This is a genomic window from Anoxybacillus sp. FSL W8-0382, assembly GCF_038003845.1.
GTDB classification, from domain to species: Bacteria; Bacillota; Bacilli; order Bacillales; family Anoxybacillaceae; genus Anoxybacillus; species Anoxybacillus flavithermus_G.
This window is the reverse complement of the sequence record NZ_JBBOPX010000001.1, coordinates 1,513,149-1,536,976: the sequence shown is the minus strand read 5'-3', so window position 1 is coordinate 1,536,976 and position 23,828 is coordinate 1,513,149. Positions and strand designations below refer to the sequence as shown.

Genomic DNA, 23,828 nt, shown 5'->3' with positions numbered 1-23,828 from the left:
TTGCGGTGTGGGTCTTTTTTTGTAAGGGGGATAGGTGTATGTACATTTTAGCTCTTGATCAAGGAACAACGAGTTCACGTGCTATTTTATTTAATCAAAAAGGGGAAATTGTTCATATTGCACAAAAAGAGTTTACACAATATTTTCCACAGCCAGGATGGGTGGAGCATAACCCAAATGAAATTTGGGGTTCTATTTTAGCTGTCATTGCAACGGTATTGTCAGAGGCAGCTGTCGAACCAAAGCAAATCGCCGCAATCGGTATAACAAACCAGCGTGAAACGACAGTCGTGTGGGATAAGCAAACAGGCCAGCCAATATATAATGCCATCGTGTGGCAATCGCGCCAGACAGCACAAATTTGTGAGCAGTTAAAGCAAGCTGGATATGATGATGTGTTTCGTGAAAAAACAGGTTTGCTTATTGATGCTTACTTTTCAGGAACGAAAGTGAAATGGATTTTAGATCATGTGGAAGGAGCACGAGAAAAAGCGGAACGAGGGGAGTTATTATTTGGAACGATTGATACATGGCTTACTTGGAAGCTATCTGGTGGAAAAGTGCATGTGACAGACTACTCTAACGCTTCAAGAACGTTAATGTTCAATATTTATGAACAAAGATGGGATGATGAACTCCTTAACATTTTGCATGTGCCAAAAGCGATGTTGCCAGATGTTCGACCATCTTCAGAAATTTACGCACATACAGCACCGTACCATTTCTTCGGGCAAGAAGTGCCGATCGCTGGTATTGCAGGAGATCAACAGGCAGCTTTGTTTGGGCAGGCATGCTTTGAAGAAGGTATGGCGAAAAACACGTATGGAACAGGTTGTTTTATGCTGATGAATACAGGGGAAAAAGCTGTGCAATCGAATCATGGTTTGTTAACAACGATTGCATGGGGAATTGATGGAAAAGTTGAATATGCGCTAGAAGGAAGCATTTTCGTTGCTGGATCTGCCATTCAATGGTTGCGTGACGGATTACGAATGATTAAGGAAGCAAAAGATAGCGAAGCATATGCGACAAAAGTACAATCAACAGATGGGGTATATGTTGTGCCTGCGTTTGTAGGACTCGGAACGCCATATTGGGATAGCGATGTACGAGGAGCGGTATTTGGCTTGACACGCGGAACGACAAAAGAGCACTTTATTCGCGCAACGCTTGAGTCACTTGCATATCAAACGAAAGATGTGCTAACTGCAATGGAAGCGGATGCGGGGATTACGTTAAAAACGTTACGTGTTGATGGTGGAGCGGTAAAAAACAATTTTCTAATGCAATTTCAAAGTGACATCCTCGGCGTACCCGTTGAAAGACCAGTTGTGAACGAAACGACTGCTCTCGGTGCTGCTTACTTAGCAGGGCTCGCGGTTGGCTATTGGCAAAGTAGAGAAGAGATTGCGAAACAATGGAATATAGATCGTGCTTTTGAACCAAAAATGAATGTTGATGTTCAACAACAACTTTATGATGGATGGAAAAAAGCAGTTCGTGCTGCCCAAATGTTTAAATAAAGAGTCAAACCGACTGTCTTTTGGGCAGTCGGTTTATTTTTATAAATAAAACTATGTTCTAAATAATCAATAAGAAAAACAAAATATTTTGTTAATATAACCGTTTTCACATCCGAAAAAATGTGATAATATAATCAATAAAAAACATTAGCATTGCATAAATATAGTTAGAATTTTCTGTTAATTATTTTTTGTGAATTTGTGCCAAAAAGACAAAACCTAAAGAAAGGCGGCACTGTCCATTTGGTAAATATATACAGTTAAATCAGAGCGACAACGACAAAAGGGAGATTATGGACTGGCTCGCCCATCAAATTTTCGCAACCAAACATAAGCTGGTTTCCACAGAGCTCTCTTTAACCAACGAGTAATTCGAAGTAGGGATTTCTTACTTTTCATCTCCAATTGAATGAGAACATGTAAGCAATACGTGATAAGGGCTAAGAAAATTTGATTTTGAATAGCTGTTTCACTCATTCCATAAAAGTGCTTAATTTCTACGTGTTGCTTAAGCCATTTGAAAAAGAGTTCAATAGCCCAGCGAGATCGGTAAATACCACTTATCTCTTCTGCTTTTAAATCAAATCGGTTGGTAATTAAACGAAGTAAGTTCCCTTTTGTGTCCATAACTTCTAGTAGACGATAGACATTTTCAGTACGATTTTGTGTGGTACCAATATAGACCATTTTATCGGATAGAACGTGACAATCATCAGGAAGTGAAAATGTATAGACTTCACGAATGACTGCGTTTTTCTTCAGTCTTGAAACGAAGAAATAGCCATCATCTGTCATCCGGTCAAAACGTTCATAGTCCACATAACCGCGGTCAAACACATACATGGCTTCTTTATCATCCACTAGGACTTCGAGTTGATTTCGGTCATGTTCTTTTGCTGTCGTAATCACTGCTTTTTCAGGATAGACGGTGTCTTTATCCATGAAAACGAGCCGTAAGTGTAGCTTTACACCAGCTTTTGTTTTACGGAATTTTGCCCATTTATAATTGGTCAAATTCAACGGGAGTGTACTCGAATCAATGATTTTCAGTGGCATATTCTTTCCGTTTTTATAATGGTACCGTTGAATTTTCCAAACAAGATCCAAGAACAAATTTGCAAGAATTAGTGGGTTGATCTGATTGTTTTTTCGGGATAGCTGAGAGGCACTTATCGATTCAAATCCGAGTGCTTTTTGAAGATCTTCGTCTACAAGTGCATCACTCATTTCCTCTAAGCTCTTAAATTCGAGCAGTTGGGCTACCAATAAAAATTTAATATAGGCTTCTGTTGTCAGCTTTTTTGTGTAATAGTCCTGTTTCAATTCTTTGACTTGTTCGCTAAGTTTTTGAATATTTATGGGTGAAACCCATTTACCAAATGATGAAATTAGTGTATTCTTGTCCATAACAGTTATCCTTTACGATTGGATTTGGACAGGAACCACCTGTACTTCCATTGTAAAGGATTTTTTTGTTTCGAAATCAATAAAAAATTGAACATTCTTAGTATTTTGAATCATCAGATTTAATTACTGCAATGCTAGTGAATAAAAAAGAAAAAAAATTTTGTTTTTAAAGAAATGTGAGGACTATATGGTATATGATGGGATTATTTTGAGCATTTTAATCGGTTTATTTCGCGGAGGCAATTTTAAAGGGATCGCGACATTAAAGTTAAAAGGCGGTTGGATCTTCCCTGTGCTGTTGCTTGTGCAATGGATTTTCTTCCTATTGCAAGACCGAATTGCTTTTCTAGCGAATATAAGCAACGTCACATTTATTATCGTTTACATCGTTGGACTAACATTTATTTGGCTTAATCGCCATTATCCGGGAATGAAAACGATCTTCGCAGGCGTGCTTTTAAACTTTATTGTTATTGCATTAAACGGTGGTAGAATGCCTGTATCACTTGAAGCTACCCAAGCCGTTTTAGGACAAGAATACGTTGAACTTTTAAAAACGGGACTTTACGGAAAGCATACAGCTATTACAGCTGATACGATATTTCCGTTCTTAGGCGACATCATTCCGTTAGCGCCACCTTATCCGCGAGCGAAAGTGATTAGCATTGGCGACGTTGTCATGAATATCGGTGTCTTTTTGTTTATTCAGTATTTAATGATGAAAGAGAAACAAACAAATGCTTCCCAACCAATACATGAAGGGAGGTGAAACACATGAACGCACGCGTGAAAAACGTACTTATTAATCTCCTCGTTATCGGTTCTGTTGTTGTTGCGTTGACATCTGCCATTAAAGTGATTGGGTAGAAAAAAGAGGGAGGATAACTCCCTTTTAATGTATATGTTTATATAATTATGATTATAAAAATACAGCTTTAGGATGAGTGATTAGTGTATGACAACAGTTTGGTCGAGAGTGTATATTTGTGTTCTGGGGGTAGTTACCTGTGCACTAAGTGTCTTCGTATTTAATTTTTCCTTTCGTTTTCCGCATCTTGAAGAGTGGGTATGGATTTATTTTTTATCTATCTCCGCGTTTATTTTGAGTCGTTTTGAAATTCAAATCGTTCAAAATAAAAGTTCATTTTCTATGGACTCTGCTGTTTTCTTAGCGACAGTTCTCCACTTTGGATTGTTCGTAGCCTCTTGGGTATTGTTGTTATTTTACTTGATTCAAATTATGTATAATCGTACTGTTCCGATATGGGCTCATCTTTTGAATTTCTTTATGTATTTAACCATGATATTTTTCACTAGCTTTTCATTTAGTTTTCTAAATGGAAAGGTGGGGGGGGAGATTGTATATAATCTCTATCCTTATTTCTTAAGTTTAATTGTATATTTTGTGATAAATGTAGTAATTTTAATTGGTTTTTATCGCTCCATACAATCGAAGTTTACAGGTATATTCAATTTTGGACTCTTAAAAGAAGTTTTTTTTATTTATTTCGTCACACTCCTGCTCTCTTTAGTGCTTATTATCTTAATCGATAACGAAGGGTTTTTTGGATTGTTTTTGTTTACGGTTTTAGTTGTTTTGCTGTCTATTACATTCGGAAAAGTGCTTGAGTGGTATCAAGAAATGGCCAATCAGGCAAATAAAGATTACCTCACCGGCTTATATAACCACGGATATTTTAAAGATTACTTAAAGGAATTATTTCGGGAGACGAAAAAAACAGGTGCCCAGTTTTCGATCGCTTTTTTAGATTTAGATGATTTTAAAAAATATAATGATTATCATGGTCATGTGCAAGGTGATCGATTATTAAAGTTTGTTGGGGAATTTTTGAGAAACGAAACAAAAGATTTAGGATATATTGTTGCCCGTTATGGTGGAGAGGAGTTCGCGATTGCTTTACCCAGAATAACAAAACATGAAGCAGCAGCTTTTATGGATCAATTACGAAAAAAATTAAACGATACACCATTTGACGGAGTTGACCGCCTTCCGTATCGTTGCATTTCGTTTTCATGTGGAGTTGCGGAGTATGAGTCTGACATGTATGAAGAAAGTGAACTATTACATAAGGCTGATCAAGCGCTTTATTATTCAAAAGCACAAGGGAAAAATAATGTACAATTGTACGATGCGAAAAGAATATCGCGTGATGCATTGAAATTTAAAGAAGATTTAGATGCGATTGAAGAGCAGTTAAAATTGTTGCTTTATAAAGATGTATATACATACCGTCATAGTAAACGTGTATTTAAATATGCAATGGAATTTAGCGATCGTTTAACTCTTACGGAAGAGGAAAAACGTACACTCGTTTTAGGGGCGCTTGTTCATGATATTGGAAAAATCGAAGTTTCACGAGATATTATTAACAAAACAAGCAAGCTTGATCCAGATGAATGGGAAATAATGAAAAAACACGTTATATGGGGGAAAGAAATTGTCCTTTCGGATGGTCGGTTTGAAGAAGTGATTCCTCTTGTTGAACTTCATCATGAACGTTATGATGGACGAGGATATCCTTATGGACTGAAAGGCGAAGAGATCCCGAAATTAGCACGTATTTTGTGTATTATTGATTCATTTGATGCGATGACAACAGACCGCCCGTATCAACGAACAAAAACATTCTCCGAAGCAATTGTTGAATTGCGCCGCTGTTCTGGGACGCAATTCGATCCTCAATATGTCGAGCCATTTATCCAAATGATTGGAGAATATTATCCTGAGAAAGTCGGAAATGAAAACAAAACTGTCTCACCGTGAGGCAGTTTTTATTTTTTCTGAAAATTGATCGTTTGTGAATGATATATGAAATAAAATGATTATTTTTGATTAAAATTGAATGAATTTGGTTGATTTTTTGTATATATTTCAGTATGATAAAAATGTAAGCGGTTTAAAAAGGAGGTGTAAAGTTGTTAACACCAGAACGGCATCGTATTATTTTGCAGTTGTTACAAGAAAAAGAAGTTGTAAAGTTACATGAATTGGTCGAAGCAACGCAATGCTCAGAATCGACGATTCGTCGTGATTTAAGCCAGCTGGAAAAAGAAAAAAAATTGAAGCGTGTCCACGGCGGAGCAGCGCTATTACAACAAAAAAGAGAAGAGTTGAGCGTTTTTGAAAAATCGACGAAAAACATTCATGAAAAACAGCTCATCGGCAAATATGCGGCTAGTCTTATTCAAGATGGAGATTGTATTTATTTAGATGCGGGAACGACAACGTTACAGATGATTCCTTATATCGAAGCAGAAAATATCGTCGTAGTCACTAACGGTATTATGCATATTGAGGCACTATTAGAAAAAGACATTCCAACATATCTCGTTGGGGGGTTCATTAAGAAAAAAACGAATGCGTTAATTGGTCGAGGAGCGATCCATTCGTTGCAACAATATAGCTTTGATAAATGTTTTATTGGAGTAAATGGTGTTCATATTGACTTTGGGTATACAACTCCAGATCCTGAGGAAGCATATATGAAACAAACAGCGATTCATTTATCCCGACAAGCTTTCGTATTAGCGGATCATTCAAAACTTAACGAAAGCACATTTGCGAAAATTGCAGAATTACGAGAAGCAACAATGATTACAAATGAAACGGATGAAGAATTGCTAGCGATGTACGAAACAAAAACGACAGTAGAGGTTGTGAAATGATGATTTATACATGTACGTTAAACCCTTCCGTCGACTATGTTGTTGAAGCGCAACAGATCGAACTTGGAAAATTAAATCGTGCGACAAAAACATCCTATTTTCCTGGGGGGAAAGGAATTAATGTATCACGCGTGCTAAAACGACTACACATTCATAATATTGCCCTCGGGTTTATTGGTGGATTTACCGGACAGTTCATTGCTGATGAATTGAAACGAGAACATATTTTAACGGATTTTATTACTGTACCTGGACAAACGCGATTAAACATTAAGTTAAAAGGAGAAAGAGAAACAGAAATAAATGGCGAAGGGCCTGTCATTAGCGATAAACATAAAGAAGCGCTGATCGATAAAATTAAGCAGATAAAAAAAGGAGATATACTTGTTTTAGCAGGAAGCCTTCCGCCGTCGATAGATGATACATTTTACGTCATGATGATGGAAGAAGCGAAAAAACGAAAAGTTGCAGTTGTTGTTGATACGAGTGGTAGTGCATTGAAACAAGCAATCGCATACGAACCATTTTTACTTAAACCGAATCAAATGGAGCTTGGGGAATTGTTCGGAGTGAGTATTCATAGTCGCCATCAAATTATAGAATACGGAAAAAAACTAATTGACAATGGTGTGCAACATGTCATTGTTTCCCTTGCTGGAGATGGGGCAATTTTGTTCCATAAAGACGTCATATTAATCGCTCAAGCCCCAAAAGGAATGGTAAAAAATTCAGTTGGGGCAGGTGATTCGATGGTAGCAGGATTTTTAGCTGCGTACGTGAACGAAGCACCACTTGAAGAAGCATTTCGATATAGCGTTGCGGCCGGTAGTGCAACAGCTTTTTCTGAAGATTTATGTACGGAGGACGGGGTTCATCGTTTGTTAAGTGAAGTGACTATTACAAGAATGGAGGATGCTGTATGAGGATTACGGATATATTGACAGAAGATACAATTGTCCTTGATTTGAAGTCAAAAACAAAAACAGAAGTCATCGAGGAATTAGCAGATGTGCTAGAGAAGACTGGGAAATTGTATGATCGCGAAATGTTTCTAGAAGCGATTTTTGCACGAGAGGCGCAAAGTACGACAGGAATTGGTGAAGGAATTGCTATTCCACATGCGAAAACGAAAGCAGTTCGTACCCCGGCGGTTGTTTTTGGACGCTCAAAAGAAGGAATTGACTACGATGCGTTAGACGGAAAACGAAGCCATTTGTTTTTTATGATCGCAGCGCCTGAAGGAGCAAATGACACACATTTGGAAGCGCTCTCCCGATTATCGACGTTGTTAATGGACGCATCATTCCGTTTGAAAATTGAAAGCGCTTCAACAAAGCGCGACATTATTCAAGCGATACAAGAAAAGGAGGGGGAAACGATGACAGAAGAAAAACAACAGTTTGGGAAAAAGAGAATATTGGCTGTTACAGCTTGTCCGACAGGGATTGCGCATACGTATATGGCTGCTGATGCTCTGAAGGCGAAAGCAAAAGAAATGGGAGTGGACATAAAGGTAGAAACGAATGGTTCAAGCGGGGTGAAAAATGAGTTAACACAACAAGAAATTGAAGATGCTGTTGCCATTATCGTTGCAGTAGATAAACAAGTAGAAATGGATCGCTTTGACGGTAAACATGTTATTCAAGTACCGGTTGCTGATGCGATCCGTAAACCAGAGCAACTCATTGAACGAGCATTAAAACAAGATGCCTCAATTTATCGTGCAAGTGGTGGAAACCGTTCGTATGCGTCAAAAGAACGAACAGGTTTTTATAAACACTTAATGAATGGCGTATCGAATATGCTTCCGTTCGTTGTTGGTGGCGGAATTTTAATTGCGATCTCATTTATTTTTGGTATTAAAGCGTTTGATCCAAATGATCCGTCATTCCATCCGATTGCAAAAGCATTAATGGACATCGGTGGTGGTAGTGCATTCGCACTCATGATTCCTGTATTGGCTGGCTTCATTGCAATGAGCATTGCGGATCGCCCAGGATTTGCACCGGGGATGGTCGGAGGATTTATGGCAGCGAATGGTGGCGCTGGTTTTTTAGGTGGACTAATTGCGGGATTTTTAGCCGGTTATCTCGTTGTTGGATTGAAAAAATGGTTTAGCCGTTTGCCACAATCACTCGAAGGAATTAAACCTGTTCTTCTTTATCCGTTATTCGGTATACTACTTACAGGACTTATTATGATGTACGTCGTTATTGATCCGGTAAAAGCATTAAATGAAAGAATGAAGACATGGCTTGAAAATATGGGCACAGGTAACCTTGTTTTACTTGGCCTTGTCCTTGGAGGAATGATGGCAGTCGATATGGGTGGACCAATCAATAAAGCGGCGTTTACGTTTGGAATTGCGATGATTGATGCAGGGAACTATGCACCGCATGCAGCTATTATGGCAGGTGGAATGGTTCCACCTTTAGGATTAGCGATTGCGACAACATTATTTAAAAAGAAATTTACAAAAGCAGAGCGGGAAGCAGGAAAAACATGCTATATTATGGGGGCTTCATTTATCACAGAAGGAGCCATTCCGTTTGCAGCGGCTGATCCAGGACGTGTCATTCCATCAATTATTGTTGGTTCAGCGGTTGCCGGAGCGTTGACGATGATGTTTGGCATCGGTCTCCCAGCTCCACATGGTGGAATTTTTGTAATCCCGATCGTAAAAGGAAACCCGTTGTTATATGTGCTTGCCATTTTAATTGGTTCACTTGTGACTGCATTCATGGTTGGTTTGTGGAAAAAAGAAGTAAAAGAATAATAGATAAAAAGTAAGCGTGCGATGACAACATCGCGCGTTTTTTTCTTTTGTATGAGTAAAATGTTTGTGGGAGAAAAAAAGACAGGTTCCTGATTTGGTATAATAAGGAACCTGTCAGATATGTAAGCAAAATAGATGAAAAACGGGCTCTCCTCCTGGTAAGGTAGTAAGTGTGAAAAAAAAATACAACCAAAGAAAGGAGTGGAGCCCATGCAGGATTATATCACAAACGGCTTGACATTAAAAGAGATCGAACAGTCTTTATTTAGACATATGCAAAAACAATATGGTCATCTCCTTCAACAGGTGTTGGAGGAGATCGACCGCACATTGGCAGAACAGCGGGACAAGAAACGATATGCGCTCAAAGATAAGCGGACGATCCGACTCCAAACGCTATTTGGAGAGGTGGAAGTGAAGCGAAACTACTACTTTGACCGTGAAAAAAAGGTGTATACGTCTTTACTCGATGTCTTTCTTCAGTTCGATGGGGCGCATGGAGTGAGTCCGCTATTAGAGGAGACAGCGATTCATCTCGCCGTGACGGGTTCTTCGTATCGACAGGCTGCGCAGTCGCTTGAAAAGCTGGTGGGGTATGCATGTATGAGTCACGAAACGATTCGCCAGTCCATCATCGAGGCAGAGGTGGAAGGGCACCGTGCGATGGAGAAAAAAGGGCGCGTGTTTTTTATCGAAGCAGACGGGTTGTACGTGAAACGTCAACGAAGCCGCATCAAAGGAAAAGAAGAAAAGATCATCACGATTCACCAAGGATGGGAGAAAAACGGGAAACGCGTATCCTTAGTGAATCGACGGTATATGGTTCATCAAACGAATGAACCGATTTGGGAAGCTGTAGAGAATTTTCTGATGAAGGAATACAGCTATGATCCGTTTGAGGATTGGGTGGTCATCAATGGAGATGGAGCCCCATGGATTACAGCGTGTCGAGAATATTTCGGGGACAGGGGGTACTTTCAGCTTGATCGGTTCCATGTGGCAAGAGAGATTCGTCAATTGTTCCGAGGTCATGCGAGATATCGGGTGATTCGAAAGAAGTTAGCATCATGGGATGAAGAAGGTGTGTTACGAGAACTCACAAGTGCCATCGGTACGTTAGAACATGAGGAGAAGGAAAAGCAACTCGAGGCGCTTGTTCGTCGAATCGAGGAGATGCCAGGATGTTTGCGTGACTATCGCGTATGGTTGAAGGAAAAAGGGATTGACACGACAAACATGAGGGCGATGGGGAGTGCGGAAGCAACGATGCATGTGTTTGCGAAACGAAGTAAAAACGGTCGAAGTTGGAGGGATGCAGGGATTGAAGCGATGTTGCGAGCGATCGTCGCGATAAAAGATACGTTACTCATTCGGACACGCGATGGAGTGATGTATGGCGTGGAAGAACGAGAAGAAACGAAACGAGAAACGATCGTGAAAAAGGCACTGAAGCGCGTGCAAACGCAAATGACAGAAGTGGTACGAGATAACATCCCATACCTTCGCCAATCTTCAGGGACACCGATTTACGAGGCATTGCAAGCATTGAAAGGTTTTTAAAACGAGAGAAAACGCACATACCTACAGGATGAGAGTAAGTAAAAGCGCTTACATATAACGATTTTATAAAACCATATATAACCAAAAAAATCGGTCGAGAAAAAAATCTCCCACAAAGTCTTGACTCAAACTTTTCTTTTTAACTGTAGTTGAGCAATTTTCGTTACAATAATTACCATTTAAAAAGAGACAAACAGGGTACCCCTTATGCCACGTGGAGCTGTTTTTTCACGGTATCAATGGGAATATTTTGTTTTGCTGCACGATAAATGAACTCCACGAGGCTATGTCCTTTTCTCTTGCGCAGGAGATCGAGCCCATCCGAAAAATCACTGTTAGACTCGAACATGCTGTACACATACGCAAGTTGCACCAAGATCCAATACCGTTTCACCGCCCGACGCCCGCGAACGCGGTATCCATCGAGTTTCAGCTGGTCTTTCGCTTGACGGAAAAAACATTCGATCGACCAACGTGCAGCATAGTAGCGCAAGATCTCTTCATCGCTTAGCTCGCGATCGGTGCTCAAGACGCAATGAAGATGTTTCGGCGTCATCGGCTGATCGGCTTTCCATGCGAGCAGCACCACGGCATCCTTGAGACCGTTCAGAGCGCCTTCGTAGCGATACACCCGATAACGCTCTTTTCCCACCGTGACGAGGCGGGTATCCCGTGGCTCCATAGATTTGGCAAATTCCTTTGCTTGAATGGCCGTCCCTTTTGGATAGAGAATCCGATTCGTCTTCAGCATCGCGATGACGTGGAACCCTTTTTTCAAGCAGGCTCCCACGAGGGTTTTCGATGGATACCAAGAGTCCATGAGCACATAAACGGGGCGACTCACATCCAACGAAGAAAGCATCTCGATCGCGAGTTCCCCTTTGCTTTTCCCCGCCGTCTTGTCGTAGAGGCGAAAGGCAAAAGGAAACGCTTGAGTCATCGTATGAACCATGAGCCAAACGAGAGAATGTCCCCAAATCGATTTTTTCTCTGCGTGACAATAGTGCCAATCACACCCTTGAATGGCGTGTGTTGCCCGTGACGAGGGCTTCGTTTTTTGGCAAATCGTATCATCGATCGAAACAAAAATGGGTTGATTCTCTCGTTTCGAGCTGCGTTCGACACGATGAAGCACCCACTGCTGGAGTTTGCGAAGCAGCGTCTCTTCCTCCCATGGGCTTTTCGTGAAAAAATGGCTCAGTGTCGTGCGATGGTTCGGATGAAAACTCCCGTGATGTAGATCGGTCAGTGTTCCCGAAAAGCCCTTTGTAATCATCGCATCCACGATATGAACGAGATGCTTCATCACAGGTTTCGAGAAATAAAGGGCCAACCCTAACATCGTGAAAAACTTGTGAATTCCTTGATGATGTGCTAATCTATTCATGAGACATGAACCTCCTTGTGAATGGTTTGTTGGCACATCTATTCTAACCAAGGAATCGGGTTCATGTCTTCTTTTTTGTTTGGTTGTAAATTTATGTTAGTAAATTTGCTCATCTACAGTTTTTAAAAAATTGACAAAGATAATCATTATCATTTAATATAATTATTGAAAGTGATTATCACTTATATACGTAGGGGGGACTATGCATGCCAAAAGCAATAATGATATTTACAAGTATGACAGGGAATACAGAAGAGATGGCTGAAGCGATTGCCGAAGGAGTTCGTGAACAAGGGATCGAGTTGGATGTAAAAGAAGTGTTAGATGCCGTGGCGGTAGAGCTTGAACAATATGACGGGATTTTGCTGGGGGCGTACACATGGGGAGATGGAGAATTACCTGATGACTTTTTAGATTTTTACGATGAACTAGATGACGTTGATTTAACAGGTAAAAAAGCTGCTGTTTTCGGTTCGTGCGATTCGAGTTATGAGAAGTATGGTGCAGCTGTCGACATTTTAATTGAAAAATTACAGGAGCGCGGCGCAGAAGTCGTCCTCGAGGGACTGAAAGTAGAATTGACGCCGACAAAAGAAGAAAAGCAACTATGTATTGCGTTTGGTCGTAATTTTGCCAAACAGTTGTAAAAGGTCGTGTACGAAACGACCTTTTATTTAATTAAACTATGTTCTAAATGATCAAATTAAAAAAAGAACAAGTTAACAACTAACTTGTTCAACAGAGCGTTTGGATGATTTTTCGACATCTGATTTATAATATGAAGGAAAGTACATATATACGTCTGTTCCTTGACCGACTTCACTATGAATAAACAAATCGCCTTTCATTGTTTCAACAATGCGGTAAACAACCATCATTCCAAGGCCTGTCCCTTTCGTTCCTTTTGTTGTGAAGTAAGGTTCACCTAGACGTTCAATTTGTTCTTTTGTCATTCCAACTCCGGTATCACTAATATGAATCAACACATAATCTTTATCAATCGATACGTTAATGCGCAACGTTCCTCCGTTTGGCATGGCTTCAATGGCATTTTTCATTACGTTCAGTAAACATTGTTGAAATTTTTGACGCTCTCCTTTTACGGCAAATGGCAAAAGGAAAGCTTGAATTTCGATACTACTCATGTTTGCAAGAGGACGTAAAATATCAATGACTCGCTCAATTTCGGTTTTGACATTTAACCTTTCGACGTGTTCTGGCGCAGGTTTAGCAAATGTCAAATAATCTGTAATGATTGCTTCCGCGCGATCAATTTCCTCAATGGCAATTTGAATATACTGTCTATCCTTATAGTTTACTCGTTCACTTTGTAACAACAATTGCATAAATCCTCTAGATACGGTTAACGGGTTTCGTACTTCATGTGAAATGGAAGCAGCTAAATGTCCAACAACTTCTATTTTCTCAGCGCGAATGATGCGACGTCGAAGATCGCTATGTTTTTGAATCGCCTCGGTAATATAAGAACCTAAAAATGCTGTAAGTGGTTGAGCTGAAAAATATGTCGAAAGCATACGGATAAGCTGTCGCTCATCATTCATCCATATATGAGATAATATGATCGTTAAAACAGCTGTTCCAACTGATAGAGCAGTGATGGTGGTAATTCGTTGTTTGGAAGATAAATGTGTTTGAAACTTTTTATAAAAAAATAAACAGACGATGATTTGAATGGTCGTAATGATTATTGTGACAATAATACCTTCCGTTCCGCCAATCATCATCCGATAAATTATAGTGATCATTGCAAGAAAAAGGGTAGAGAACGCCCCACCGTACAAGCCACCAATCCAAATCGCCACTTGCCGTAAATCAAAAACGAACCCATTTGTTGTTTGAATAGGAAACATCATACAAAAGACAATACATATGCCGATTGAAAACGTTTTTAAAATGGCCTTTGAGCGATCGGATATGCGACGTTCTTCAAGCCAAATAGGAGCAATTAGCAACGCCAATATAATAAAAAATAGGTTAAGCAATACTTCTTCAATTAGTGGGGGCATATAAGCCCGCTCCTTTCGACATGTATTTCAGAATAATAAGAATATTTATGTCGGATGATTTCTTTTACATTGTAAGCTAATGTAGTTACGTTGTGAACACAAAACAGTTCGATGTTTTATGTCAAGATTCAACAAATTTTGCACTACTTTTCACTTTTATATGATATGATGGGAAGAAAAAGGGGGACGACGTATGGAAAAGGCATTAGCAAACAAAAAGATTGTGCTATGTGCTTCACGAAAAATTGAAGAAATGAGCGCGCTCATTATCAAACAAGGGGGGATTCCGATTTTGCGACCCGCCCAAGGAACGACATTTTTGAATGAAGAGTTAGAGCAACATCTTCATCATATCGTTCACGAACAAAATGATTGGTTTATTTTTACAACGGGGATTGGTGTAGAGGCATTGATCAAAAAGGCAAAGGAATATGGGATTGAACAATTACTGCTTCAGTCCATTCGTCGTGCACATGTAGCGGTGCGTGGTTATAAAACGATGAATGTATTACGTACATATGGAATTACCCCTTGCATATGTGCAGACGACGGAACAACAAAAGGTTTGATCCGCGCATTACAAGAAGTCGACTGGAAAAGTAAAAAAGTTGTTGTCCAGCTTTATGGAGATTCCATTCCATCATTACAACAATTTTTAGTGAAGCGAGGGGCTTTATATAAGGAAATATGGCCATATCGACATACTCCGCCTACATTCGATGTAATGAAGCAGCTTACTGATGATATTATTTCCCGTGCTGTGCAAGCGGTTTGTTTTACATCAGCGATTCAAGTTCGCTTTTTCTTCTCGTTTGTTCGTGAGCACGGATATGTCGAACAGATCAAGCAGGCTTTTGCTAAAGATATCGTAGCTGTTGCTGTTGGAAAAGTAACGAAAGAAGCGTTACAAGAGGAAGGAATTAATCGTGTGATCGCACCGGCTCATGAAAGAATGGGAGCGATGGTCATCGAGTTAGCAAAGTACTATAGCATGATGTAGACGTGCACAAATATGGCACGTCTACATACGAAATGACTCAACTGTTGTGCGGAGTTGCTCGTCGAGTTCGGCAAGCGTTTGGGCACTAGAAGTGATTTGTTCGTTCATAGCTAATTGTTCTTCAACTGTTATTATGCTTTCATTGCTTCTTTGCATCACTTGCTCAGAAAGTTGCTTCAGTTGACTCATTGTTTGGATTAGCTCGTTGGAAATGGCGGTTATTTGCTCAATAGTTGCCGATGTGGTTTGCACTTTAGAAAACACTTGTTCCACAGACTCGTCAATTGCGCAAAATGAGCGTTCTGCAGTATCGTAATATGTCTCGCCATCAACGAGTTTTCTTGTACTATGTTCCATGGATTGCGATACTTTTTTTGTTTCCACTTTTATTCTATCTAGCATTGTTTCGATTTCTTTTGCCGCTTCTTTTGACTGCTCGGATAGTTTGCGGACTTCATCAACGAGCACAGCGAATCCTTTTCCGTGATCACCGACCCGCGCGACTTCAATAGCAGCATTTAAGGCAAGCAAATTAGTTTGTTCCATGATGGCAGTGATCATATTTTTAATTTTCTCAATTTTCTCTAAGTCATTGCAACATTTTTTTGCTGTTTGTAAAAAGAGTTCACCAGTTTTTTTGTAGTTCAGTGACAACATGTGCGCGTTCTTGTTCGTGAGCTGCGCGTAAAAATTGTTGCACGAGTAGAAAATATTGATATTCCAGTTTCTGTAGCTCTATTTGTTCACCTGAATCCGTGACAAAACATCTTTACAATGGTCGCAAACCGTTGATACGATAAGGGAAAACGACGTTGACGACTCTTCATCAAGTAGGTGAATGTGATGAAAGATTTCCCGATTCGGTTTGTATTGACAGATGAAGCGATTACTCCAAGTGCTGGGCTTGCTCTCGTGGGCTACTTACTGCACCAAACGAAGCTGGATAAACGAGTAAACGCACTTCGGCTCCCAACGGTTCGTCGAGATGTGCACATTTCCCATAGCGACGTCATTCGCTCGATGATCGGCTTGCTTGCCACAGGAAAAACGGATTTTGATCATATCGAAGCGTATCGTCAGGACGATATCTTTTCGACATCAATGGGCATTCGGCACGTACCTTCCTCCCCAACGTTGCGACAGCGTCTCGATCAGCTCGCTTGTCTCCCGATGACCGAAACCATCATTTGGGAGGAATCGATGCGTCTGTTGGTTCGACAACACGCTACCTTGTCCGCTTGTTGGACGAAAGGGAAAACGACATGGCTTCCCCTTGATATAGATGCTTCCCCATTTGATAACTCCGATACGAAAAAAGAAGGAGTGAGTCGAACGTATAAAGGATTTGACGGTTTTACGCCGTTGTTTGCGTACGCAGGGAAGGAAGGGTATATCGTTCATGCCGAGCTGCGTCCAGGGAAACAACATGTACAAGACAACATGCCTTCGTTTTTAACTACCGCCATCCGTCGAGCTCGTCCGCTGACCTCGTCTCGTCTGCTTGTCCGCATGGATGCAGGAAACGATGCGGAAGCGAATGTGCACGTATGTCTAAAGGAAGACGTGGACTTTGTCATCAAGCGAAACTTACGCCGAGAATCGAAAGCGCTTTGGTTCCAGATCGCTTCGCAAAAGGGCAGACGCGTCGATGATGGACAAACAGAAGGAGTACAAACGTATGAGTTATGCCTTCCACAGACAGCAGCAATCGATGGACACACGTATACGTACGTTCAAGTCACCCAAGTGACGGAACGAACGATGGAACGAAATGGACAGCTGATGCTCGTTCCTGATTACGAAGTCGAAAGCTACTGGGTGCGCCTCGAAGGATACGAGCATGTTCGAATGAGTGATGTGCTCGCATTGTATCACGATCATGCGACATGCGAACAGTTTCATAGCGAACTGAAAAGCGACTTAGATTTAGAGCGACTTCCATCAGGGAAGATGAAAACGAATGCGCTCGTGTTAGTCATGGGAGCATTCGTGTACAACCTTCTTCGCCTGATTGGACAAGATCTATTAAGCGATCCGAGACATCCATTACATCATAAAGTGAAACGCCGCCGCATCAAGACGATCATTCAGACGGTGATCACGATGGCAGGTCGACTCGTCCGCCGATCACGACAGATCTGGATGAAACTGACGCGAAGGAGTGGGTACAGTATACTCCTACTGAATGTGTATCAAAAATGGAAAGAGGCAAGATAACAAACAGATGTTCGTGTACTCATATCCATCACTCCCCCCTGTACTTTTTTTGTCTCTTTTTTGGTTTGTATCTCCATAAAAGAGGATTTATCTCGTTTTCAAACATGAAAGTGGTGCAGGGAATCATCAAAAAAAGGGATGTATGGATCATATATCCATAGAACTAACACCAAAATCAAAGTTGATTTCCAACCATCACGGATTCAGGTGTTCAAACATTATATGTTTGAAATAAGAAGTGGTTTGTGTGAACAAAATAAAAAAGCATCCCAAATATTAACTTGGGACACTCTTTTTAGATTTCGATAGCGATAGGATAGAAATAGTCCGATGTTCGCGCGCTTGACCGATAAACAGCAAGCTAAGTGGTGTAGCATGTATAATATAGCAAACGCCAATGGAAACGATTGTTGTGATTGTAAATAATATAACAGCTTGCAACATCGAATACATCGTTGTCGGAATGATTGGTGCAAACACGTATAAGAAAAACATATGTGCAATATATGCTCCATAAGTATATCGACTAATGAAACGTAACGCCGTATACAATCGAGATTTTGTTTGCACAATGGTAATCGATAAAGCGTATAGCAAGAAAATTTCTGATGTGACATACAACACCATCGAAGGCTTTAAATACGTAATCGTCGTTAAATCGATAGAAAAGATGCCTTGTGATGTAAATAGCTCATAACTAACAAAGATAAAAAGTGATAAAAACAAAAATGTGTTAAGTGGAATAACTCGAATGACGAATTTCCGCCATGTTGGGAGCGTGTACGCAGCCATGCCGCCTAGGCCAAAATAAAAGAAATAAGCTAAAAACGTACGATCGATATAATGTATATATGACGTGCTTTGAACAATTGGAGAAATGAACGTAATGAAGCCAATGTAAATAATTGCGCTAACGATAATAAATGATTTCCAATACTTTTTTTGATCAAGCCAACGGAAAAATGGAACAATGATTAAAATGAGTAAATGAAATTGTATAATCATTACGACGTACCATAAATGCGGTGCTGCCTCGCCGAGCAGTAGTTGTTTCATTGCATCAAGTACATGCAGATGACTAGAAAATAATATAAAGTAAACAAATGACCATATGATATACGGAATCATGAGTTCTACCCATTTATGGGATACGTAACGTCGATAATGAATCGCTTCTTTCTGTTGCACCATATGAAATCCTACTAAAAACACGAACACAGGAGCAGAAAATTTGACGAAATGAAACAGCATGCCAATCATAATCGCTTCCTCTGGATGAGGGGAACGATAATTCATTACGTATAGTAACGCGCTTTGAAAAACAACAGCTAAAAATGCTAAACTTTTCATAACGGTTAATTCTGCGGGTGTACTCTTTTTCATTTTCCTCACCAGCTTTATTTGTCAGTTTGTTCATACATTAGTATAATGCTAATAGTTTCACAAAGTTGGCTGGAGCGGTGAACATTTATTGAAAAAACCGTCTCGAATTCATGAATATTAATAACGAATATTATATAAAACGTTTACAAAAGGAAGGGAAAAACGATGCGTTATCATACTCATATTGTTTCATCATTAGCGGTTGGAACCGGGATTGCTGCGTACACTCCTGTTTCATTTACAATCGCCTATGCGGCTGGGCTGACGCTCGGGAGTTTGCTTCCAGATATTGATGAGCCTAACTCATACATCGGTCGTCGCTCGTTTGGGGTTGCCAAGCAGGTGAATAAGGCGTTTGGTCATCGTGGGTTTACCCATTCATTATTAGCATGGGGGGCTATCACTATCGTTTTATTATTGCAATATTTTTCTCCTTTTACGCTCGGGTTATGTCTTGGATATGCGTTTCATGTTTTAGCTGACTATTGTTCAAGTCAAGGTGTTCCGTTACTATGGCCATTTTCTAAAAAAAGATATCGGTTTGTGATAACGTATCGTACGTCTAGCTTTTTGGAAACACTCCTTTTTTATTGCTTTCTTGTTTTGTTCATTTATTTTTTAACAAATGGTGCGATTGAAGATAGTAGCTCGATCTTCTTATTTTAATTTATTGATTTTTTAGAATAGATTGACTATTATTGTGATGAGATTGACAAAAGTGGGGGATGAGGATGAAAACGGCAGATTTGTGTGATCAATATGGAGAAAGTGTCCGTGTTTGCTCTCTTTCATTCCGAAATTACGGTGGAAAAGCAACGTTTTATGGACGAATTACAACCGTCGATGTATGTGATGATAACGTTCTTGTTCGGGAAGCGCTAGAAACGGCACCGGCAGGAAGCGTCGTCGTTGTGGATGGCAAAGGTTCAAACAAGTGCGCTCTTGTTGGAGATCGGCTTGCACAAATTGCGTGTGACCGTCAATTGGCTGGCATTATTGTACATGGGTGCATTCGTGATTCAAAAGAAATAGGAAATATGCCAATTGGCGTACTTGCGCTTGGGACATGCCCACGCAAAAGTAAAAAAGAAGGAAAAGGGATGCGAGATACAATTGTACATTTTGGCGATATTGAGTGGAAGCCGGGTGCATACGTATATGTTGATGAAGATGGAGTGGTTGTTTCAGACGAGCCTTTGCATGAATAACGATTTGTTCGGTTATTCTATCGTCTAAAGGGGGAATAGACGATGGATAAAAAGCGAACGATGATAGAAGACGAGGTAGCATTTGTTGAACATGAGATCTGGTATTATGTCAAGAAAATAGACACGTAAAGTCGAGAGGTGGCCTCTTGAGAAGGAGAACGGTTTGGTAAACCCTTCCCCTTCTCAAGAGGAAAGATGCCCCTTATATCGTGACTTTGTGGAGAGAAGAGTTCACTGCTTTTTGCCTTGCTGATACATCTTCTCATACGCCATCGGAGACATGTACTCATTAGCAGAATGAATTCGCTTGGCATTATAAAAACACTCAATATATTCAAAAATCCGATGTTTGATCTCTTCCCTTGTTGCAAAGGTCTCGTGAAAAATAAGTTGGGATACACAGGCGAATGATGCTTCGAGTTTGTGGTTGCCTTATATTTTTTTGTTTTTGAACGAATATCACCATCTTTCATGATTCTGGCGACCGTTTTTTGAGATACCTTAACCCCTTGTTTCTGAAGGATTTCTGTGATTTTTGGACTGCCATACGCTTCTCTTGACTCGATATGAATCTTTTTGATTTGCTTTTTCAATGCTTCCTGTCTTTTCTTTTGTTGACTTTCTGGTCGTTTGGCCCATGCATAGTGTCCACTTCTTGAAACGCCTAAAAATGTTAATATAAAAAGTAAGATTTTGCTTATTCCTAAAAATGGTTAGGAGTTGTAAAAATGGATTATCTTTTTCATCCATTGGGTGATAACGCAGTAATAATTGAACTGGGCGAAGATATTAATTTAGAGACTCATCAAAAGGTAAACATGGTTACAACCTTGTTTGATGAACAGCCATTCGAGTGGATGATCGAATATGTTCCTGCATTTACAACAGTAACTGTGTTTTATGATCCGTTAAAGATTTCAGATTTTAGCTCTCATACACTCCCGTATGATTACGTTTGTGGGCAATTGAAACCCTTATTGGAATCACTTAAGATCGGTGAATTTTCATCTGAAAGGATCGTGGAGATTCCAGTTTGTTACGGGGGAGAGCTAGGACCTGATTTGGAATATGTTGCGGAATATAATGGTCTCACGCCTGAAGAAGTCATTCATATCCATTCCAGCGGTGATTATTTAGTGTATATGATCGGATTTGCCCCTGGATTTCCATACATAGGAGGCATGTCGGAGAAAATTGCCACACCGCGAAGAGAATCTCCGCGATTAAAAATTCCTGCCGGTTCTGTTGGTATTGCTGGTAAACAGACCGGTATTTATCCGATCGAAACGCCAGGGGGATGGCAACTTATTGGCCGAACACCGATAAAGCTGTTTCGTCCTGATGACAAATCACCTAGCTTATTAAAGGCGGGGGATAAAATCCGATTTAAACCCATCACTATAGAAGAATACAAACAATGGAAGGAGGACGTCAGTGATAAAAATCATTAAGCCGGGCCTCCTTACGACGATTCAAGATTTAGGAAGATACGGTTTTCAAAAATTTGGAGTGATTGTAAGCGGGGTAATGGATTCACTGTCACACAGAATTGCAAATCTATTAGTTGGTAACGAAGAAAATGCCCCTACTTTAGAAATAACAATGGTAGGTCCTGTTATTGAATTTGAAAGAGATACACTAATATCTATTTGCGGGGGAGATTTATCACCTTCTATTGATGGAAAATTTGTTCCGTTATGGCGACCAGTTCTTGTAAAGAAAGGTAGTCAGCTTCGTTTTGGGCAATGTAAAACAGGCTGCCGAAGCTATCTAGCTGTTGCGGGAGGATTCGATGTTCCGCGTGTGATGGGGAGTACTTCCACCTACCTTAGAGCGGGCATAGGCGGATTTAAAGGACGTCCATTAAAGACCGGTGACGAGTTAAAATTATCTCCCCCTAATAATCGATCGGTCCAAATGATTCATGATTTTTCTACAAAAATAGGAGATCAAAAGTTTGTAGCGACGAAATGGTCGGTATCTGCTGGATTTATTCCCATTTCTAATAAAATTCCTTCCATTCGGGTAATAAAGGGGAGACAATACCAACTATTTTCAAAAGAAAGTCAAAAAAGTTTTTTTCGTGAACCATTTGAAATTACAACCCAATCCGACCGGATGGGATATCGTTTGAAAGGCTCCGTTTTGTCGTTAACATCCGCGGAAGAAATGATTTCGGAAGCCGTAAATTTTGGTACCATTCAAGTTCCGCCTGATGGAAATCCGATTGTGCTTCTAGCTGACCGGCAAACGACAGGCGGTTATCCGAAAATCGGACAAGTTGCCACCGTGGATTTACCATACATCGCCCAATTAAAACCAGGTGACAAAATAAAGTTTGTTGAAGTTTCTCATGAAGAAGCACAAAGACTTTATTTAGAAAGAGAAAGAGAGATCCAACAACTGAAACGAGCATTATCAATAAAATGGAAAGGAGAAATGTAACATGCATATTGTCGATTTGAACTGTGATATGGGAGAGAGCTTTGGTGCTTATAAAATGGGGAGAGACGAAGAAATTTTAGATTATGTTACATCAGCCAATATCGCTTGTGGTTTCCATGCGGGCGATCCGTCAACGATGAGGAAAACAGTCCGTTTAGCCCTTGAAAAAAACGTCGGAATTGGCGCTCATCCCGGATTTCAAGATTTAGTGGGATTTGGTAGAAGAAACATCGATATTACTCCTCAGGAAGCTTACGACATTGTTGTGTATCAAATTGGCGCCTTATATGCATTTGTAAAATCTGAAGGTGGAAAGCTTCAACATGTAAAACCACATGGAGCATTATATAATATTGCCGCTAAAAACGCTGCGATTGCTCAAGCCATTGCAGAAGCAGTTTATAAAGTAGATCCGGAATTAATCTTGTTAGGATTAGCGGGTGGAGAGCTTGTCAAAGCGGGAAAAAAATCGGCCTTAAAACCGCTAGCGAAGTGTTCTCCGACCGCACTTACCAAGAGGATGGGTCCTTAACATCAAGACGGGAAGCGAATGCTCTCATCAAAGACCATGACGTAGCTTGCCAGCAAGTTATTCGTATGGTAAAAGAAGGAAAAGTTACATCTCTTCAAGGGAAAGATGTATCGATTCAAGCTGATACGATCTGCATACACGGAGATGGGGAACATGCATTAGACTTTGCAAAATACATACGTAAAGCGTTGAAGGAAGCCAATATCACAGTTACAAAACTTGGTGATTTTCTAAAATATGGTTCATTTTCATTTTAGCAGGGAGTGTGGTCGCCCCGTTAGCCATCGGTGAGGCTTTCGGGCTTTCTCTAAGGGAAATAGCGGGTTTTGTACAAAGAACTTTTTTCGTCATTGGTCTCGTTTCGATCATTCAAAATATTTTTGGCCACCGAATGCCTATTGCAGAAGGTCCTGCTGTTTTATGGTGGGGAGTTTTCCTCGTTTTTTTAGGTTTAAATGGAACAAATAATGAAACCCATTTTGTCAACAGTCTGTAGTCGGGCTAATCGCCCGACTTTTTAATGGTCGGTTTTATCGTTTTGGCTTTTGTTTTGTTTGCGTCCTTTACTGTTGTCGCCTGCCCCCTCATTCAACTTGCCATGTTGTGTCGGTGCGTTTTGATTTTTGCTTCCTTCGTTCACTTTTTTTGTCATGTTCTTTGCTCCTTTCTGCTACAA

22 protein-coding genes and 2 pseudogenes are annotated in these 23,828 nt (G+C 40.3%); 16 read left to right on the top strand and 8 right to left on the bottom strand.

Annotation, left to right across the window (positions count from 1 at the left end):
• Positions 1–38 precede the first annotated feature (38 nt).
• Positions 39–1,523, top strand: coding sequence for a glycerol kinase GlpK (gene glpK / locus NSS60_RS08135; protein WP_004890561.1), 1,485 nt, complete (start codon positions 39–41; stop codon positions 1,521–1,523).
• A gap of 291 nt (positions 1,524–1,814) precedes the next feature.
• On the opposite strand, the gene NSS60_RS08130 is transcribed toward glpK, so the two are convergent.
• Entirely contained in the window at positions 1,815–2,930 is a 1,116-nt protein-coding gene (locus NSS60_RS08130; RefSeq protein WP_032101754.1) for an IS4 family transposase, read from the bottom strand.
• Positions 2,931–3,117: 187 nt separating this feature from the next.
• Here NSS60_RS08130 and NSS60_RS08125 point away from each other — a divergent pair, with 187 nt between their 5' ends.
• From NSS60_RS08125 to NSS60_RS08100, 6 genes are all read left to right on the top strand, one after another.
• Positions 3,118–3,699, top strand: a complete 582-nt coding sequence (locus tag NSS60_RS08125) for a DUF5317 domain-containing protein (protein WP_004890556.1) — start codon at positions 3,118–3,120, stop codon at positions 3,697–3,699.
• A gap of 186 nt (positions 3,700–3,885) precedes the next feature.
• Complete coding sequence (locus tag NSS60_RS08120; protein ID WP_192948550.1) at positions 3,886–5,715, top strand: diguanylate cyclase; 1,830 nt, start codon at positions 3,886–3,888, stop codon at positions 5,713–5,715.
• A 152-nt stretch (positions 5,716–5,867) separates the two neighbouring features.
• Positions 5,868–6,617, top strand: a complete 750-nt coding sequence (locus NSS60_RS08115) for a DeoR/GlpR family DNA-binding transcription regulator (RefSeq protein ID WP_004890553.1) — start codon at positions 5,868–5,870, stop codon at positions 6,615–6,617.
• On the top strand, positions 6,617–7,540 hold the full coding sequence (gene pfkB / locus NSS60_RS08110; protein ID WP_035018662.1) for a 1-phosphofructokinase: 924 nt from the start codon (positions 6,617–6,619) through the stop codon (positions 7,538–7,540). The genes NSS60_RS08115 and pfkB overlap by 1 nt, the downstream gene beginning before the upstream one ends.
• Positions 7,537–9,393: a PTS fructose transporter subunit IIABC gene (locus tag NSS60_RS08105; protein ID WP_004890550.1), complete on the top strand. Its 1,857-nt coding sequence runs from the start codon at positions 7,537–7,539 to the stop codon at positions 9,391–9,393. The genes pfkB and NSS60_RS08105 overlap by 4 nt, the downstream gene beginning before the upstream one ends.
• Before the next feature lie 210 nt (positions 9,394–9,603).
• Complete coding sequence (locus NSS60_RS08100) at positions 9,604–10,953, top strand: ISLre2 family transposase (protein WP_339172569.1); 1,350 nt, start codon at positions 9,604–9,606, stop codon at positions 10,951–10,953.
• Positions 10,954–11,158: 205 nt separating this feature from the next.
• On the opposite strand, the gene NSS60_RS08095 is transcribed toward NSS60_RS08100, so the two are convergent.
• Entirely contained in the window at positions 11,159–12,340 is a 1,182-nt protein-coding gene (locus NSS60_RS08095; protein ID WP_192952838.1) for an IS701 family transposase, read from the bottom strand.
• A 206-nt stretch (positions 12,341–12,546) separates the two neighbouring features.
• Here NSS60_RS08095 and NSS60_RS08090 point away from each other — a divergent pair, with 206 nt between their 5' ends.
• The gene (locus NSS60_RS08090) at positions 12,547–12,987 is read left to right on the top strand and encodes a flavodoxin (protein ID WP_004890548.1); all 441 of its coding nucleotides are present in this window, start codon (positions 12,547–12,549) and stop codon (positions 12,985–12,987) included.
• Between the two features lie 72 nt (positions 12,988–13,059).
• On the opposite strand, the gene NSS60_RS08085 is transcribed toward NSS60_RS08090, so the two are convergent.
• A complete protein-coding gene (locus tag NSS60_RS08085) occupies positions 13,060–14,367 on the bottom strand; it encodes an ATP-binding protein (RefSeq protein WP_004890545.1) in 1,308 nt (435 codons plus the stop codon).
• Between the two features lie 193 nt (positions 14,368–14,560).
• Here NSS60_RS08085 and NSS60_RS08080 point away from each other — a divergent pair, with 193 nt between their 5' ends.
• A complete protein-coding gene (locus tag NSS60_RS08080; protein ID WP_004890543.1) occupies positions 14,561–15,367 on the top strand; it encodes a uroporphyrinogen-III synthase in 807 nt (268 codons plus the stop codon).
• Between the two features lie 21 nt (positions 15,368–15,388).
• On the opposite strand, the gene NSS60_RS08075 is transcribed toward NSS60_RS08080, so the two are convergent.
• Positions 15,389–16,021, bottom strand: coding sequence for a methyl-accepting chemotaxis protein (locus NSS60_RS08075; RefSeq protein WP_230456192.1), 633 nt, complete (start codon positions 16,019–16,021; stop codon positions 15,389–15,391).
• Between the two features lie 189 nt (positions 16,022–16,210).
• Here NSS60_RS08075 and NSS60_RS08070 point away from each other — a divergent pair, with 189 nt between their 5' ends.
• Entirely contained in the window at positions 16,211–17,584 is a 1,374-nt protein-coding gene (locus NSS60_RS08070) for an IS1380 family transposase (protein ID WP_088223305.1), read from the top strand.
• 276 nt (positions 17,585–17,860) lie between these two features.
• On the opposite strand, the gene NSS60_RS08065 is transcribed toward NSS60_RS08070, so the two are convergent.
• The gene (locus NSS60_RS08065) at positions 17,861–18,967 is read right to left on the bottom strand and encodes an acyltransferase (RefSeq protein WP_004890538.1); all 1,107 of its coding nucleotides are present in this window, start codon (positions 18,965–18,967) and stop codon (positions 17,861–17,863) included.
• A 165-nt stretch (positions 18,968–19,132) separates the two neighbouring features.
• Here NSS60_RS08065 and NSS60_RS08060 point away from each other — a divergent pair, with 165 nt between their 5' ends.
• Positions 19,133–19,633 carry a metal-dependent hydrolase gene (locus tag NSS60_RS08060; protein ID WP_004890537.1) on the top strand — a complete coding sequence of 167 codons (501 nt, stop codon included), beginning with the start codon at positions 19,133–19,135 and terminating at the stop codon, positions 19,631–19,633.
• A 65-nt stretch (positions 19,634–19,698) separates the two neighbouring features.
• Positions 19,699–20,175 carry a ribonuclease E activity regulator RraA gene (gene rraA / locus NSS60_RS08055; protein ID WP_004890534.1) on the top strand — a complete coding sequence of 159 codons (477 nt, stop codon included), beginning with the start codon at positions 19,699–19,701 and terminating at the stop codon, positions 20,173–20,175.
• A gap of 231 nt (positions 20,176–20,406) precedes the next feature.
• Here rraA and NSS60_RS14990 read toward each other — a convergent pair whose 3' ends face one another.
• Positions 20,407–20,505, bottom strand: a complete 99-nt coding sequence (locus NSS60_RS14990) for a hypothetical protein (protein ID WP_369126949.1) — start codon at positions 20,503–20,505, stop codon at positions 20,407–20,409.
• A 56-nt stretch (positions 20,506–20,561) separates the two neighbouring features.
• Positions 20,562–20,843: pseudogene (locus NSS60_RS14985) on the bottom strand (IS3 family transposase); the annotation flags it as partial.
• A 60-nt stretch (positions 20,844–20,903) separates the two neighbouring features.
• Between NSS60_RS14985 and pxpB the strand changes: the two are divergent.
• The 4 genes and pseudogenes from pxpB (at position 20,904) to NSS60_RS08035 (ending at position 23,648) form a co-directional block, all read left to right on the top strand.
• A complete protein-coding gene (gene pxpB / locus NSS60_RS08050; RefSeq protein ID WP_004890530.1) occupies positions 20,904–21,626 on the top strand; it encodes a 5-oxoprolinase subunit PxpB in 723 nt (240 codons plus the stop codon).
• On the top strand, positions 21,610–22,620 hold the full coding sequence (locus NSS60_RS08045) for a 5-oxoprolinase subunit C family protein (RefSeq protein ID WP_064214217.1): 1,011 nt from the start codon (positions 21,610–21,612) through the stop codon (positions 22,618–22,620). Before pxpB ends, NSS60_RS08045 begins: the two co-directional genes overlap by 17 nt.
• A gap of 1 nt (position 22,621) precedes the next feature.
• Positions 22,622–23,409: pseudogene (gene pxpA / locus NSS60_RS08040) on the top strand (5-oxoprolinase subunit PxpA).
• Positions 23,410–23,417: 8 nt separating this feature from the next.
• A complete protein-coding gene (locus NSS60_RS08035; RefSeq protein ID WP_064214218.1) occupies positions 23,418–23,648 on the top strand; it encodes a purine/pyrimidine permease in 231 nt (76 codons plus the stop codon).
• Between the two features lie 21 nt (positions 23,649–23,669).
• Here the strand turns inward: NSS60_RS08035 and NSS60_RS08030 are convergent, their stop codons facing one another.
• Positions 23,670–23,804 (bottom strand): hypothetical protein, encoded by a 135-nt coding sequence (locus NSS60_RS08030; RefSeq protein ID WP_268915713.1) that lies wholly within the window; start codon positions 23,802–23,804, stop codon positions 23,670–23,672.
• Between the last annotated feature and the right edge of the window lie 24 nt (positions 23,805–23,828).